Raw genomic sequence first — 15,202 nt, forward strand, 5'->3', positions numbered from 1 at the left:
CATGAGCTTTTATGCCATCGAACAGGCCCCCGCGCGCCTGAACCGCAGCGAACTCGCCGTGCCGGGCAGCCAGCCCGGCATGTTCGAAAAAGCCGCGAACTCGGATGTGGACGTGATCTTCCTAGATCTCGAAGACGCGGTAGCCCCGCATGAAAAAGAGCAGGCCCGCAAGAACATCATTCAAGCCCTGAACGATATCGACTGGGGCAGCAAGACAATGTCGGTGCGCATCAACGGGCTGGATACGCATTACATGTATCGCGATGTTGTGGATGTAGTCGAACAAGCCGGTGAGCGGCTGGACCTGATCATGATCCCCAAGGTCGGCACAGCTGCAGATGTCTATGCCGTCGATATGATGGTGACGCAGATCGAAGACGCGATGGGTTACAAGAAACGCATCGGGTTCGAGCATATCATCGAGACCGCTCTGGGCATGCAGAACGTCAGCGAAATCGCGGCGGCCTCGAACCGCAATGAGAGCTTGCACTTCGGTGTGGCAGACTATGCAGCCTCGACCCGCGCGCGGACCACGATCATCGGTGGTGTGAACCCCGACTATTCGGTTCTGACCGACCCGGATGGCGATGCTGCGCGCGCGACCCATTGGGGCGACATGTGGCACTACGCGCTCGCCCGCATGGTTGTCGCCGCCCGTGCCAACGGTCTGCGTCCGATTGATGGTCCGTTCGGTGATTTCCAGGATCCTGAAGGCTATAAGGCAGCTGCCAAAAGGGCGGCGGTGTTGGGCTGCGAAGGTAAATGGGCCATCCATCCCAGCCAGATCGCTCTGGCGAACGAGGTCATGTCACCCAGCGATGCCGAAGTCACCAAGGCGCAGCGTATCCTTGTTGCTATGGCCGAGGCCGAGACCGCAGGCAAAGGTGCGGTGTCGCTGGATGGTCGTCTGATCGACTATGCCTCGATCCGCCAGGCGGAGGTCATGGTCGAAAAGGCTCGCCAGATTGCGGCAGCGTGATTTTAGCCCGCATTGGGCACTGAAGTAGGGGTGCGCGCGCTTGCCTCGGCAGGTCCGGGGCAGGCAACATCTGCAGACTTCGGTGGTCATTCATTCGATATGGCTGAAGTCTGCAACACACTACCCTGAACACTCACAGCCTTGCCTGAAAACGATGTTTTTCGGACCAAACCAGATAGGTTCTGTCGCAATCTACGATCCCAATTGTCGCTTGCAAGGTAGTTCTTTTGGCGGCGTTCGCAAAACAGACAGGAGCGGTACGTACTGATCTTACTCAAGGGAGCACATTTTCCTGATGAAGTGATCTTCCACGCGGTTTTCCACTACCTGCGCTAGCGTGTTTCTTGCCGGGACCCAGAAGAAACCATGTCGGAGCGGAGCGTAGTCTTGGACCACGCTGCACTGAACCGCCTTTTGAACGAGACCAATAGCATACCGTCAACTGGATAATACTTTTCGCCAAACTGACGCTAGATCCGCCAAGGTCAATGGTCAAAAGATTGCGACGGGTCCCGTTACGACAGAACCGGCTTCTATAAAGTGGCAACGGCGCAAACGCGGTTTTGAACCATGTCAATTTTGACGACGACAGCAGGGGGCCAAGACGTTCAATCAGTGTCGCATGATAGGTATTAAGCCAGATGACCTAAGCCTCGGTCAAAAACTGAATCTGCAGCATGGTGGTTTGAACAGGGCACCATGTCAGGTTCGAAAACTGCATGAACCCGTCATCGACTCTTACGATCTCGAACAGGTTTTCGATCCGGATACCGAACTATTCGGGCACATAAGAGCCTGGTTCGCAAAGAAGGGCGATCTTGTGACCGAACCTGATGCCGAGTACGCCATTCTGCGCTTCCGACAAGCGTCATCAGCTCATTTTATACTGACTCACAACTACACGGGTTATCCAATGGTTCGTCAGGCACGTGGCATGGTGCGTGCGGGCGAGTTGGGCAAGCTGCGGTTGGTGCAAGTGGAATATGCGCAAGACTGGCTGGCCGCACCCACCGCATCGGACAACAAGCAGTCCGACCAGCGCACCGACACAATTCGGTCCGGTGCTGGTGTAATTGGTGATATCGGTACTCACGCGTTCAATCTGGCACATTTTGTAACGGGCGAAGTGCCATCGCACCTTGCCGCCGACCTTTCAAGCTTGGTTCCGGGCCGCCAGGTGGACGACAACGCCCACGTCTTGATGCGCTATGCTAGTGGCGCGCGTGGAATGCTATGGGCCAGTCACGTGGCCGTGGGAAACGAAAACGGCCTGCGTTTGCGGGTTTATGGCGAACGTGGTGGTCTGGAGTGGTCACAGGAACACCCTAACCACCTACAATTCACCCGCTTTGGCCAACCTATGCAGCTCCTGACACGTGGATCAGGATCGGTGCTCCCGCAAGCCGCTCAACGAGCAACTCGTATCCCTCCGGGCCACCCTGAAGGATATTTGGAAGGCTTTGCAACCTTCTACGCCGAGGCCGCCGAACTGATCCGATGTGAGGATAAGGCGGACCACTTACTGCCCGGTCTTTGCGACGGTTTGTTGGGTATGGCGTTAATCTCAAGCGTACTGGCATCGGTCAAGACGAAGGCCGATGGTGCCGCATGAATGCATAAGGGTTCTACAGCGAAGCCTCCTGAAGTTCTAATAAATGCATCTGACCTGCGGTATAAAGTGGTCAGTTCTTTGAGCTTTTGAAAGGAACAGACTCCAAGCGTTAGCTGACCTTTACGGATCATGTGCGCGACCTCGATTGTCGGCAAAAAAGTGCGGGGCGATACTTGTAGTAAAGCGTCCACATTGGCCGACATTGTCGCAAACAACTTCAAACTGGAATACAGATTTGAATCAGTTTCAGTTTGCTCATACCTTTGATGGGTTGGCATTGAGGGCCAGACAGAAAATGGCCTCCGAAATACCGGAGGCCAATCAAAGATATTAGCTCAACCTCTACTCGGCCGGCATAGTCGTTGCGTCAGCTGAGATTGTTGTCGCGATGCCCGCTGCTTCGCGCCGCCCATCATTCCAGATTGCTTTGATCAGTGCGATGCACATCAACGCCATTACAATAGAGAAGGGCAGTGCACCTATCACCATTGCGGTCTGAATTGCTCCGGTACCACCTGAGACAAGCAAGCCCCCGACAACAAGTGCCAGAGCTGCGCCCCAGAACATGATGTGAGGCCTTGCCTTGGGACCTTCGTCGCCAGCTGCGTTGATCGTATTCACGATCAGCACGGCCGAGTCTGCAGACGTGACAAGGAAGGTCATCAGCAGGACAACGATCACCGCGGCCATTGCCCACGCCAATGCTTCTGCAATCGGAGCAAGCATGTGTTCTGTCATCGCGAAGATTTTGTCGCCGTTCGCCGCATCCAGGATGACGCCGTTTGCGTCTCCGTTCAGTTCCAGGTCGATTGCCGTGCCTCCGGCCCAGGCGAACCAGACAAAGCACATTAGTGCGGGAACAATCATCGCGCCCAACACGAACTCACGGATTGTCCGGCCTCTGGAAATCCGCGCCAGGAACAAACCGACGAAAGGTGCGAACGCGATCCACCACGCCCAATAGAAGACCGGCCACCAGCCTTGCCACTGCGCAAGAAGGAACGCTTCCGACCCTTCAACACCATCAGATGTGTATACGTTGAAGCTCAGCCATGGCAGCGCGACCACATAGTCCCATATGCCTACAAAAAACGCTTTGGCGCCAAAGAAGGTCGCTCCGAACAGGATGAAGAACCCCAGAAGGAAGATCGACAGGCCCATATTGATGTTCGAAAGCCATTTGATGCCCTTGCCAACACCGGACAGGGCCGACAAGGTCGACGCGCCCATGATGACAAGCAGAGCGACGACGATACCCAAGTTTGTCGCAGAACCATCGGGCTGTGCGAGCCCACCGATGCCGATGCGTGTGAGACCTGCAACGAACTGTTCAACACCGAAGCCGAGCGTCTGGGCTACCCCAAGAATAGTGGCGACAACGGCGACGATGTCGATCAGATGACCGAGGTTGCCCGACAGTGATTTACCAAACAGTGGGGTCAATGAGGAGCGGATCGTTAGCGGCAGTCCGCGACGATAGCTGAAGAAAGCAAGCGCCAAGCCAGCTATCGCATAGCATGCCCACGCCCCGAAACCCCAATGTAGGTATGACCAAACATACGCCGTTCGGACATTGTCTGCATCCAGTGCAGTCGTCACCCCCTGAATAACGGACGGAGTGTTCTTGAAATGCGCGACAGGTTCGGCGACCGCCCAAGTTAACATTCCGACACCGATGCCCGCGCCAAACATCATCGAGAACCAGGAAAAGTTAGAGAACTCGGGTTTCTCGCCCTCTACGCCAAGTTTCATACGTCCTGCAGTTGGCCAGATGGCCAGCCCAATACAGACGATGACAAACCCGGTAACAACCCAGATATACCAGGCAGCAAACTGCGAAAGAATGGCGGCGTTCCAATCGCCAAGAATTCTACCCGCCTGTGTTGGCCAGACTATGCACCAAACAACCAGCAGGCTGATGACGATCTTGCTGATCACCGTCACGTTGACGCTGAACCCCCGGTAAAAACCGTTGTCAGCGGTTTTTATCGGAAGTTCCGATAGTGGTGGTTTCATTGACATTTGTATTCCTCCCTTTGAATCTCCGCTTCACGCGTCGAGCGCGACCGGGCCTTTCGGCCAACTGCAACAGGCCAGCACATACCCTTGCTCGGTATCACCGGGTTGCAGGCCGCCCATGTCCTGCATCTCAACATCGCCCTGAGTGAGGCGCACTTTGCAGTTGCCGCAAACGCCCTGCTGGCAGGCCGAGTCGATCCAGACGCCTGCGTTCAGCGCAGCCTCTAGCAAGGTCTCGCCCTCGGCGGCATGACCGTGCAGACCGCTGAGTGAGAAATAGACCTCACCCCCCGTGCCGCTGCTTTCTTCGATAGTGATCTTTTCGCCAAAGCTTTCTTCGTGGACAGCGGCAAACGGAATGACAGAAGCCACATCACGGGCTGCTTTCATGAACGCTTCGGGACCGCACATGAAAATGCTGCGCTCGGCGTGATCAGGCACAAGTCGCTGCAGCAAATCTGCCGATATCTGACCGATTTCACCCTCAAACCCATCATTCGCTTCATCCACAATGGTATGGATGGTCACGTTGGCGAAGCGTCGGTTCAAAAACTCAAGCTGGTCGTGGAAAATGATGTCCCTCGGCGAGCGAGCGAAATGCACGAAAACGATGTCTTTCGGCAAGGTCACGTCGGTGACGTATTGCAGCATCGACATGACCGGGGTGACACCCGAGCCACCGGACAGGAACAATGGCTTATCGCTGGGGATATCCACCCAGTTGAAGCCACCGGTGATATCTGCAATCTTGATCTCTGTTCCGGGGACCATCTGATCGTTCAGATAGTTGGACACAACCCCACCGGGCACGCGCTTGACGGTGACCTGAATGTTGTGGGGCCGGGTCGGCGTGGACGAGATCGAATAGGCGCGTACATGCTGCTTGCCCTCGATCTCGAAACAGAAGGTCACGTATTGGCCTGGTTTGAAGTCGAAGCTGCGGCTTTGCGTGTCTTCAAAGACGAAGGTCTTGCTGTCATGCGTTTCATCGATCACCGCTTTGCAGGTCAAAGTGGCAGGCCCACCTGCGTAGCAGGGTTGGTTGTTGGCTGAACTCAGGGAAAACGGACTGTCCGTCGCAACGAGCATCTTGCGGAAACCTCCAGAATAGGGTTCGCGCGAGGATAATGGTGCGAGGGGACTGAAAAACGGTGCAGAATTGCGGTATCAATCGGTTAAAGCGATTGATCTGTGTTGGATTAGTTCTTTGAACAGGGTGACAGCTTGCGCCACCAGCGGATCATGGCGTTTTCGAACGTGCACGATGGAATAGATGGGCTGTGGGATCACCGGTGCGTCAGTAACCTGTTGCAATGTTGGATACTCGGCACACAGACCCGGTGCGGCAAATCCGGGGAAATATGCCGTTCCGCCGCTGGCTTTTAGGAAATCCAAAGCCAGATCATTGCTGCCCACCAGGGTCGAGCTTTGCGGCTGATCCAAAAACGCCTCGTCATGCTGGCGGTCAAAATATGATGTGTAGGCCACCTGAATGTAGCGCGTCCATGGAACGTCCTCGATACGGTCACAATCGGTGGACAGCATTATATAGCTTTCGCTGCCCAATTCGCTGACAAACATGTCAGGCGCCCGCTGCGGGACAAAAACAATACCGATATCGGTCTCGCCGGTCAGAACATCCCGCTGTATCTGTTGTGAGAAATTCGCCTCGAGATACAAGTCCAGATACGGGTTTTTTTCCCTGACTGCCTTAGTCCAGTCTATCAGCACGGATCGGGCCAAACTGAACTGAACTGATATACGCAAGCGTTGCCTGTTGCCGCTGCCACCCGCCTCAACATCGCGTCGTGCCAGACTCCAAGCAGCCAGCAGTGACCGGCAATGGGTCTCAAAGCGGCGCCCGGCGGCCGTGGGTTCAGCCCCGCCGCGCCCCCGTTCGAACAGGCGTGTGTCCAGCTCCTGCTCCAACTGACGGATGCGAGCGCTGACCGTGGATTGGGTCACATTCAGACGTTCGGCGGTGCGGTTGAAGTTCCGCGTTTCCAGAACATCCATGTAGGTCACTAAAAGCTGGCGATTCATTTAATCGGTAATCCCGATCGATAGGTGCGTTTCAATTGTATTTATTTGCCAAAGTTTCGCAGATATCAAGCATCGTTGAACAAGATGTAAGCCCGCCCTTTTGGCGCCAGCAACAGGAGAAGTTCATGTTCATCGTCGATTGCGACTGCCACAACTATTGGTGCAGCGCCACGGTTCTGGAACCCTACATGGAAGGTCTTTTCAAGGACATGTTCGTCCGGGGTGAACGCACCGGCCCACGTGGTGCATTCCCACATGGCCATCGTCCCTGGTTCCACCCCGAAGGATTTGCCCGCCATGACGTGAACCCGGTTGAGGAAGACGACAACTACTTGATAATGAAGGAAAAGCACCTCGATAAATACAATATCGACGTTGCGATCCTGACCGGCGACGAACCGATCGAAGCCTCAACGCTGGCCAACCCTTATTACGCCAATGCGCTGTGCAAAGCCTATAACGACTACATGATCGACTACTGGCTGCCCAAGGACGAGCGGTTCTGGGGCTCGATCGTGGTGGCACCGCAGGACCCGCATCTGGCCGCCGCTGAAATCCGCCGGGTTGGCGGCCACCCCCGTGTCGTTCAAGTTTTGGTGAGCCACGGTGCCGCGCGCCCTTATGGCGACCCGTTCTATCACCCGATCTATGAGGCTTGCGCCGAAATGGGCTTGCCATTCGCTATGCATCTCGGCGGACAGGGCGGCATCAACTCGACCCCGATCGGGGCCGGGCCTTCGACCTTTTTCTGGGAAACCCACGCGATCCTGCCGCAGACGGCCATGACCCACATGGCCAGCCTGATCGCCCACGGCGTGTTTGAGAAATGGCCGGGCTTGAAAGTGGTAATAATCGAATGTGGCGTCGCCTGGGTGCCCTCGGTTCTTTGGCGTCTAGATGCGAACTACAAGGCGCTGCGCAAGGAAACGCCGTGGCTCAAGCGTCTGCCGTCCGAGTACTTCAAGTCGAACATCCGCATGTCGACCCAGCCGTTGGAGCAGCCCGCGAATATCCAGCACCTGTGGGCCACGCTTGAGGCGATGGATGGAGAGAACACCCTGATGTTCGCGTCGGACTATCCGCATTGGGACTACGACGACGTCAACAAGCTGCATGTCCCGCCCGCATGGCGCGAGAAGATCTTCGGACTCAATGCGTTGGACGTATATACCCGTCTGCCACGCCCGATGGCGCATGCCGCCGAATAAAGAAGGAGACATCGACCATGGCAAACAAGTATTTCGCCTGCAAAACTGATGAAGTCCCCAGCGACGCGGCAAAGATCGTCACAGTTTCGAACATGCCCATCGGCGTTTTCAAACTCGACGACGGTTATCACGCTCTGCTCAACATCTGTCCTCACAAAGGTGCGGCCCTCTGCGAAGGCCCGGTCTGCGGTACGACCCGCCAAACGGACTCAACCGAATTTGTCTATGATCGCGCCGGTGAAATCGTCCGTTGCGCCTGGCACGGTTGGGAATTCGACATTCGCAGCGGTGAGTTTCTTGTGGATTCGTCCATTAAAACGAGACGCTTCGATGTATCAGTAGAGGGCAGTGATCTCTTCGTGCATCTGTAAGAAGCGGGTTTCACGACGAAGGTCAGAAATATTAGGCAGTTCAATCTTTCCTCCCAGCTGCCTGCGCTGGCATTGTCTAGGCATAGGCAATGCCAGTTCTATTTTTGAAACTGGAGATCTATCGCTGCGCTTCTCGTATTGGCTTGGAGGATGGCTATATGCACGTTCTGATTGGCCTACAGGAGGGCGCTCACCCTGGCCAGATATTCAATGAAAACAACTCATGGCTTGGCTAAGCCATTCTTACCAGCGCCCAAAACTATTTGTTTGATTGGCTTCATGAGGCATTGGGCATTTGCCACTTTTATGTCCCAGAAAACAGCAGACCGCGTAAATAGCTGTTCAAGGCCTTCTTGAAAACCATTGGGCTCATGAGATTTTCAAACTAAGGAAATGCATTTGAGCCCATATTTTACACGCCAATTCAGGTCCATTCGCAATTATCCCGCTTCCTCTGATCTACTGCAGTATAGAGTATTCAACTACAGCGGATTTACGTCTCAGTAATTCAGGCCGAGCGACGCAGCCCATCGGTTAAACGTTTCATTAAGAACGCTTAATAATCAAACCCTTCCATAGGGTTTGCGCAATGGCTGCATACATAGTTTTCCGAGGAGCAATCAAGGGAGGTCGCTGAAATGAATGTTGTGAACACAACTCATTGGCCGTTCGGGTCAGAGGAGAGTTTCATCTTGTCGACCGAACCAGGCCTAGCTTCGCAAGGCGGCGTATCTAGTTCGATTGATCAAGTCGATTTGCCTTTTTTGAACCTCGATCCCCATGATCTCGAAGGGAAAGAAGATCTGCCGGATATCGAACTGCGCGGGTTTTGGGACGGGGTGATCGACAGCACGGTCAGCGCGTATCAAGTTGCTGGGTCTCACGAGGTTGAGTTCAATCTTTCGATGGTGAACCACGAGATCGCGACACGCGGAAGCGCCACGCTCATTTCCGAGCTGTACCATACACAGCAAGTCGCGCTTGAAACCATAAGCATGAATGGAACGGACATACCTGTTTCTTATGAGGCCCGGTCAGCCTTTGGATTTGAGGGCGTTCACATTAGTCAGGCAGCACAGTTTCAGCATCTGTCTATAGCCAGCGAACAGGGGGAGATGTTCGATGTGCATGGGTTCGATACAAATGGCGATCTGGTATTGGCGTCATACGGCTATTACGAGGTCGTCGAGATCGCAGGCAAGCTTCACCAAAACGGAATTTCTGATTTTGCACTTAGTTTCGAGGTGTCGTTCGAGCTCGAAATGAATGAGACCGGTCTTTATGAAGTATTTGCTGCGGTCTCGTTCGATGGCCAAATTGACTTTAACGACGGAATGTCGCGCTACTTTGAGTTTGAAGAGGATATGTATTTCCCAGCTCGCGATCTGGGGAGTGTGGAATTTGGCCCTTTGCCAGATGGCTTGTTCCAACAACTGGCGATGTTCCAGGCTCATATGGGTGACGCCTGGGACGAGTTGGTGAGTTTGAACGATCAGCTTGAGGCGGTGTTTTTGCAGCTTCGTGAAGACGAGCACTATGATGAGTGGGATTTGGCCGGGCAGGGGATTGAAAATCCGTTCACTTTCGATTTGCCGCCAGTGGATCAGTGGCTATAACGATTTGGACATTCGGCCCTTTCTGCTGTTCAATCGGACAGGGCTAAGCCAACTCTGTCCGATCATGTGCGCTGGCCGCATCTGATTTTCGGCCGTCACAAGTCATAGGCAAATGGAAGATATTGAAAACACCAGCCCACCGTCACTCGATCAGATCCTCTCGCTGGAAAAACAGGTATGGACTGCGCTGGTTGAAGGCAATGCACAGGCGGACCGGGCACTGTTGAGCCCCGATTTTCTGGGCGTGTATCCAACGGGTTTTGCCAATCGCGACGATCATGTTGGCCAGTTCGCCGATGCGCCTACGATGGCGCAATATGAACTCAGCGATACCAGGTTGCGCGTCTTATCGGCGGATGTGGTTTTGCTCTCATACAGGGCAGATTATCTGCGCCCCGAAGCACAGGAATGGGAGGCGATGCTGATCTCATCCCTGTGGGAGCGGCGTCACGACGTCTGGATCAACAGTTTCAGCCAGGACACGCCACTGGAACGGTCATGAGCCAGCCTCTTGTTATCAACCGCTTGCCGCGCGCTTTTCATACCGATCTGGGTGACGAAACACGCGCGGCGCTGCCCGATTTGACTGCCGAGCAGGGGGAGTTGATCGCGGGAACTGCGGGCTCTAGCCCCTACCTGAAAGGTTTGATTGACCAAGAAAGGGACTGGTTGCCGCACGCGTTGCAGCAACCGGACCAGGCATTGGCGGATGTGATGGGCGCAGCGCGTGCGCTGCCGCCGGATCAGTTGAAACCCGGTTTGCGGCAAGCGAAGAGGCGCATGGCCTTGCTGACGGCGCTGGCCGATCTGGCAGGTGCGTGGCCGTTGGAAAAGGTAACTGCCGCGCTGACCGACTTTGGCGCTTTGGCCGCAGATGTGGCAGCGAAGGCCGAAATTGCTGCGCTGATCCGGCGCGGCAAGCTGCCGGGTATGACCGAAGATGATGTCGAAACCGCAGCTGGTATGGTCATTCTGGCGATGGGCAAAATGGGCGCGTATGAGCTGAATTATAGCTCAGATATCGATCTGATCGTGCTGTTCGACGAAACCCGCTTTGATCCCGATGATTTCTACGAAGCGCGACAGGGCATGGTGCGCGCCACGCGGAATTTCTGTGCCACGCTCAGCGACAAGACGGCGGATGGCTATGTGTTCCGCACCGATCTGCGATTGCGCCCCGACCCGGCGGTGACGCCTGTGTGTCTGGCGATGGAAGCGGCTGAGCGCTACTATGAAAGCCTTGGGCGCACGTGGGAACGCGCGGCCTATATCAAGGCACGCCCCTGCGCCGGGGACATCGCGGCAGGTCTGAGATTCCTCGATGCATTGCGCCCGTTCGTCTGGCGGCGGCATCTGGATTTTGCCGCCATTCAAGACGCCCATGACATGCGCTTGCGCATTCGCGAGAACAAGGGAACGGGCGGAAGTCTCTCGATTCCCGGCCACGATATGAAGCTGGGGCAGGGCGGTATTCGAGAGATCGAGTTTTTTACTCAGACCCGTCAATTGATCGCGGGCGGACGTGATCCCGACCTTCGCGTCCGGGGTACCGTTCCCGGTCTGGCGGCGTTGGCGTCGAAGGGCTGGGTGCCCGAAGACGTCGCAGAGAAACTGACTGACCACTACCGCGCCCACCGCGAGGTCGAGCATCGCATCCAGATGGTGCACGACGCACAGACCCATAAGGTGCCAAATTCAGAGGACGGTTTCGAACGGGTCGCGTGCCTGATGGGGATCAGCAGCGCCGAATTGACCGCCGAACTGACCCGCCGCCTGACCGAAGTGCACGAACTGACCGAAGGGTTCTTCGCCCCTGGACCAGGCGCGGCACCCGTGCCGCTTCAGGAGGTTGAGTTTGACAAGGGTGTGCTGGCCCGCTGGCCGACTTATCCGGCGCTTCGATCGCAGCGTGGTGCACGGATATTCGAGCGGCTCAGACCGGAACTTTTAGCGCGATTGGCGAAAACTGCGAAACCCGACGAAGCATTGCTGGCGCTGGATGGGTTTTTGGCAGGATTACCCGCTGGAGTGCAGCTGTTTTCCCTGTTCGAAGCGAACCCGCATCTGATTGATCTGCTGGTCGATATCGTTGGGACGTCACATGCGCTCGCCACCCATCTGTCGCGCAACGCCTCGGTTTTTGATGCGGTGATTGGTGGCAGTTTCTTCAGCGATTGGCCCGGGCAGGCGACCTTGCAGTCGGACTTGACGCAGGCCTTGGCAGAGGAAAGCGACTATGAAACACAGCTCGATCTCGCACGTCGCTGGTGCAAGGAATGGCACTTTCGCATCGGTGTGCATCATCTGCGCGGACTGATCGATGGGGCGCAGGCCGGGCAGCAATATGCCGAACTGGCGCAGGCCGTGATTGCGGCGGTTCTGCCCTGCGTTGTCGACCAGTTCTCCAAAAAGCATGGACCGGTGCCCGGGCGCGGCGCCGCGGTTTTGGGCATGGGGTCACTTGGGGCAGGGCGCATCAACTCGCAATCCGATCTGGACATGATTGTCATCTACGATCCTCAGGATCAGGATATGTCCGACGGTCCTCGCCCGCTGGCGACGCGGACGTATTATGCTCGGTTCACCCAGGCACTGATCACGGCGCTCAGCGCGCCAATGTCGCAGGGACGGCTTTATGAGGTCGACATGCGTCTGCGCCCGTCGGGCAATCAGGGGCCGGTGGCCACAAGCTGGGCCAGCTTCACCAACTATCAGCAGAATGAGGCCTGGGTGTGGGAACACCTTGCTTTGACTCGCGCCCATGTCGTCGCAGGCGACGCCGGTCTGGCCGAGGATATCGAAAACTTCCGCGCTGATTTCCTGTCGCAACCGCGCGACCGTGACAAAGTGCTGAAAGAAGTGGCCGAGATGCGCGAAAGGCTGGCCGCCGCAAAAGCGCCAGCGGGCGTTTGGGACGCAAAGAATGGGCCGGGCCGCATGATGGATATCGAACTGATGGCAGAGACGGGCGCATTGCTGGCCGGATTGCCCCAGCGCGATGTACACTCGGGTCTGGACGGGGCGGTCGCTGTCGGGCTGCTGGATGTCGCGCAGGCGCAAACCCTGAAGGGTTGTTACAATTTATGCTGGTCGGTGCAATGTGCGGCGCGTCTGCTGTCGGGAAAGGTGATCGAGGCCGATAAGATCGGTGAAGGCGGTACGGCCTTTCTGTGCCGGGCGACCGGGTTCGATCAGGTCGAACAGCTGCAATCCGCGTTGCAAGACAATTACAGCACTGCGGCCTCGTTGATTGGCGCAGTTGTCGGAAGGGTTGAAGATGGCACGCAGTGATGATCCGAATGACCACAAAGGCCTGATCCGCGAGGCGTATCGCATTGAAGGCATCACCTTGCCCGAGTGTCGCAGCATCTTTCTGGATTGGGCGCTGAGCCTGCCCGGAGAGCTTGATCAAAATCAAGCCTTGACCAACCTGCACGCAGTCTATTCGGAACAGGCTGCTGATCATCCGATGACGCAGGTCCTGACCGAGGGTTTGCAGGCGGCCCAAGCCCCCAAGCGTCGTGGCGGCTGGCGCAAGCGCAACCGTTAACGGGGCTTTCACCCCCGTGCATTCACGATTATGAGGGCGCCATGACACCCGTAGCTGACCGCCCCCGTATCCGTTTGAAACCCAAGGCCAATGCGCGTGGCCTGCGCCACGGGTTTCCCTGGGTCTATGCCAATGACATCGTCACCGACCGCCGGACCCGCAAAATCGGGCCGGGGTCCTTGGCTGTGCTGGAAGACGAGAAGCGCGCGCCAATCGCTCTGGTCGCGGTGAATCCGGCCTCAAAGATCATGTGCCGGGTGCTGGATCGCGACATTAACGCGCAGTTGGATGCGGACTGGTTTGAAACCCGTCTGCGCCGCGCGCTTGAGATGCGCGAGCGACTGTTCGATGCGCCTTACTATCGCCTGATCCATGCCGAGGCGGATGGGTTTCCCGGGGTGATCATCGACCGGTTCGGAGACGCCTGCGTGATCCAACCCAACGCAACCTGGGCTGAGGCACATCTTGAATCTCTGACCGACGCGCTAGTCAAGGTGACCGGGGTCGACACAGTGTTGAAGAACGCCTCGGGGCGCACGCGTGTGCTCGAGGGGTTGGACGACACCAATCTGACCTTGCGCGGCATCGCGCCCGATAAGCCTCTGCCGGTGCCAATGAATGGCGCAACCTACATGGCTGACCTGACTGGTGGACAGAAAACCGGCCTGTTCTATGACCAACGCCCCAACCACGCCTTTGCCGCCAAGTTGGTTCACCCCGAGGCGCAGGTGCTGGACGTATTCAGCCACGTCGGAGGCTTTGGTCTGGCCATGCTGGCGGGCGGCGCAGCACAGGCATTGTCCGTTGACGGCTCGGCGGCGGCGCTCGAACTGGCGGCGAAGGGCGCAGAAGTCTCAGGATTTTCTGCCCGTTTCCAGACCCGACAAGGCGACGCCTTTAATATACTGACCAAACTCGGCGAAGAGGGCGCGTTGTTCGACGTCGTCATCTGTGATCCCCCGGCTTTTGCACCTTCGAAACAGGCGTTGGATGCAGGTTTGCGTGCCTATGAGCGTACCGCACGTCTGGCGGCTCCGCTGGTCAAACCGGGCGGGTATCTTGGCCTCTGCTCCTGTTCTCATGCCGCTGATCTGGGCCGCTTCCGCGATGCCTCATCCCGTGGGATCGGACGGGCAGGACGACAGGCCCAACTGATCCGAACTGGCTTTGCCGGGCCGGACCATCCACAACTGCCGCAGCTGGCAGAAAGCGGCTACCTCAAAGCCGTGTTTTACCGTCTGTGAAGGCGGTTCTTGATACCTGCGTCATCTATCCCACGGTGATGCGAGAGATGCTGTTGGGCGCTGCGAGGCTTGGTTATTTCACGCCCGTCTGGTCTGCACGTATCCTCGAAGAATGGGCCCGCGCCGCCCGCAAGCTTGGCCCCGAGGGCGAGGCGCAGGCGCGCGCCGAAATCGCGCTGGTTCAGGCCCATTGGCCAAATGCCGAGCAACCCGCCAACCTCGGTGTTGAACAGCGCCTATGGTTGCCGGATGCCGCCGACATCCACGTTCTCGCAACGGCGGTCACAAGCTCGGCAGATGTCATTGTCACCGTCAATGCCAAGGACTTTCCCAAGAATATGTTGGCCGACGAAGGGCTTGAGCGGCGCGATCCGGACGGGCTGCTGCATGAACTCTGGCTGTCCGACCCCGAAGGCATGACGCAGGTTTCCAAAGCGGTCCTTGCTGAAGCCAACCGGCTATCCAGTGCTCAATGGACCTTGCGCAGCTTAATGAAAAAAGCCCGCCTGCCGCGCCTTGGCAAAGCCCTGAGTACTTAATTCGGGATCCCATTCATCTGG

The 15,202-nt window shown here is 56.7% G+C and carries 13 protein-coding genes; 10 read left to right on the plus strand and 3 right to left on the minus strand.

The window, feature by feature from the left end:
• Nucleotide 1 precedes the first annotated feature (1 nt).
• Together ACR0L9_RS05780 and ACR0L9_RS05785 are read left to right on the plus strand one after the other, a co-directional pair.
• On the plus strand, nt 2-979 hold the full coding sequence (locus ACR0L9_RS05780) for an HpcH/HpaI aldolase/citrate lyase family protein (RefSeq protein WP_170613795.1): 978 nt from the start codon (nt 2-4) through the stop codon (nt 977-979).
• Between the two features lie 622 nt (nt 980-1,601).
• Nucleotides 1,602-2,591: a Gfo/Idh/MocA family protein gene (locus ACR0L9_RS05785; protein ID WP_480895171.1), complete on the plus strand. Its 990-nt coding sequence runs from the start codon at nt 1,602-1,604 to the stop codon at nt 2,589-2,591.
• A 342-nt stretch (nt 2,592-2,933) separates the two neighbouring features.
• On the opposite strand, the gene ACR0L9_RS05790 is transcribed toward ACR0L9_RS05785, so the two are convergent.
• The 3 genes from ACR0L9_RS05790 to ACR0L9_RS05800 all read right to left on the minus strand — a co-directional run bounded on the left by ACR0L9_RS05790 (nt 2,934) and on the right by ACR0L9_RS05800 (nt 6,653).
• Nucleotides 2,934-4,613, minus strand: a complete 1,680-nt coding sequence (locus tag ACR0L9_RS05790; RefSeq protein ID WP_480895173.1) for a BCCT family transporter — start codon at nt 4,611-4,613, stop codon at nt 2,934-2,936.
• 27 nt (nt 4,614-4,640) lie between these two features.
• Nucleotides 4,641-5,699 carry an FAD-binding oxidoreductase gene (locus ACR0L9_RS05795; protein WP_480895175.1) on the minus strand — a complete coding sequence of 353 codons (1,059 nt, stop codon included), beginning with the start codon at nt 5,697-5,699 and terminating at the stop codon, nt 4,641-4,643.
• A 78-nt stretch (nt 5,700-5,777) separates the two neighbouring features.
• A complete protein-coding gene (locus tag ACR0L9_RS05800) occupies nt 5,778-6,653 on the minus strand; it encodes a LysR family transcriptional regulator (RefSeq protein WP_480895177.1) in 876 nt (291 codons plus the stop codon).
• Nucleotides 6,654-6,778: 125 nt separating this feature from the next.
• Here ACR0L9_RS05800 and ACR0L9_RS05805 point away from each other — a divergent pair, with 125 nt between their 5' ends.
• The 8 genes from ACR0L9_RS05805 to ACR0L9_RS05840 all read left to right on the plus strand — a co-directional run bounded on the left by ACR0L9_RS05805 (nt 6,779) and on the right by ACR0L9_RS05840 (nt 15,181).
• Nucleotides 6,779-7,861, plus strand: coding sequence for an amidohydrolase family protein (locus ACR0L9_RS05805; protein ID WP_170566039.1), 1,083 nt, complete (start codon nt 6,779-6,781; stop codon nt 7,859-7,861).
• 17 nt (nt 7,862-7,878) lie between these two features.
• Nucleotides 7,879-8,232 carry a Rieske (2Fe-2S) protein gene (locus ACR0L9_RS05810; protein WP_170396629.1) on the plus strand — a complete coding sequence of 118 codons (354 nt, stop codon included), beginning with the start codon at nt 7,879-7,881 and terminating at the stop codon, nt 8,230-8,232.
• A 692-nt stretch (nt 8,233-8,924) separates the two neighbouring features.
• Nucleotides 8,925-9,848 carry a hypothetical protein gene (locus tag ACR0L9_RS05815; RefSeq protein WP_170598153.1) on the plus strand — a complete coding sequence of 308 codons (924 nt, stop codon included), beginning with the start codon at nt 8,925-8,927 and terminating at the stop codon, nt 9,846-9,848.
• 112 nt (nt 9,849-9,960) lie between these two features.
• Nucleotides 9,961-10,350 (plus strand): nuclear transport factor 2 family protein, encoded by a 390-nt coding sequence (locus ACR0L9_RS05820; protein ID WP_170396632.1) that lies wholly within the window; start codon nt 9,961-9,963, stop codon nt 10,348-10,350.
• Nucleotides 10,347-13,139, plus strand: coding sequence for a [protein-PII] uridylyltransferase family protein (locus ACR0L9_RS05825; protein WP_480895180.1), 2,793 nt, complete (start codon nt 10,347-10,349; stop codon nt 13,137-13,139). The genes ACR0L9_RS05820 and ACR0L9_RS05825 overlap by 4 nt, the downstream gene beginning before the upstream one ends.
• Entirely contained in the window at nt 13,126-13,398 is a 273-nt protein-coding gene (locus ACR0L9_RS05830; protein WP_170396636.1) for a hypothetical protein, read from the plus strand. Before ACR0L9_RS05825 ends, ACR0L9_RS05830 begins: the two co-directional genes overlap by 14 nt.
• Nucleotides 13,399-13,439: 41 nt before the next feature.
• On the plus strand, nt 13,440-14,642 hold the full coding sequence (locus ACR0L9_RS05835; protein ID WP_170626696.1) for an RSP_2647 family RNA methyltransferase: 1,203 nt from the start codon (nt 13,440-13,442) through the stop codon (nt 14,640-14,642).
• The gene (locus tag ACR0L9_RS05840; RefSeq protein ID WP_480895182.1) at nt 14,639-15,181 is read left to right on the plus strand and encodes an RSP_2648 family PIN domain-containing protein; all 543 of its coding nucleotides are present in this window, start codon (nt 14,639-14,641) and stop codon (nt 15,179-15,181) included. Before ACR0L9_RS05835 ends, ACR0L9_RS05840 begins: the two co-directional genes overlap by 4 nt.
• Nucleotides 15,182-15,202 lie beyond the last annotated feature (21 nt).

It is taken from the genome of Ruegeria sp. I3 (assembly GCF_056532525.1).

Coding starts and splice junctions, on each gene's coding strand:
- ACR0L9_RS05805 (WP_170566039.1), top strand. CDS start 6,779: ATGTTCATCGTCGATTGCGACTGCCACAACTATTGGTGCAGCGCCACG.
- ACR0L9_RS05790 (WP_480895173.1), bottom strand. CDS start 4,613: ATGTCAATGAAACCACCACTATCGGAACTTCCGATAAAAACCGCTGAC.
- ACR0L9_RS05825 (WP_480895180.1), top strand. CDS start 10,347: ATGAGCCAGCCTCTTGTTATCAACCGCTTGCCGCGCGCTTTTCATACC.
- ACR0L9_RS05785 (WP_480895171.1), top strand. CDS start 1,602: ATGATAGGTATTAAGCCAGATGACCTAAGCCTCGGTCAAAAACTGAAT.
- ACR0L9_RS05830 (WP_170396636.1), top strand. CDS start 13,126: ATGGCACGCAGTGATGATCCGAATGACCACAAAGGCCTGATCCGCGAG.
- ACR0L9_RS05835 (WP_170626696.1), top strand. CDS start 13,440: ATGACACCCGTAGCTGACCGCCCCCGTATCCGTTTGAAACCCAAGGCC.
- ACR0L9_RS05820 (WP_170396632.1), top strand. CDS start 9,961: ATGGAAGATATTGAAAACACCAGCCCACCGTCACTCGATCAGATCCTC.
- ACR0L9_RS05810 (WP_170396629.1), top strand. CDS start 7,879: ATGGCAAACAAGTATTTCGCCTGCAAAACTGATGAAGTCCCCAGCGAC.
- ACR0L9_RS05780 (WP_170613795.1), top strand. CDS start 2: ATGAGCTTTTATGCCATCGAACAGGCCCCCGCGCGCCTGAACCGCAGC.
- ACR0L9_RS05795 (WP_480895175.1), bottom strand. CDS start 5,699: ATGCTCGTTGCGACGGACAGTCCGTTTTCCCTGAGTTCAGCCAACAAC.
- ACR0L9_RS05800 (WP_480895177.1), bottom strand. CDS start 6,653: ATGAATCGCCAGCTTTTAGTGACCTACATGGATGTTCTGGAAACGCGG.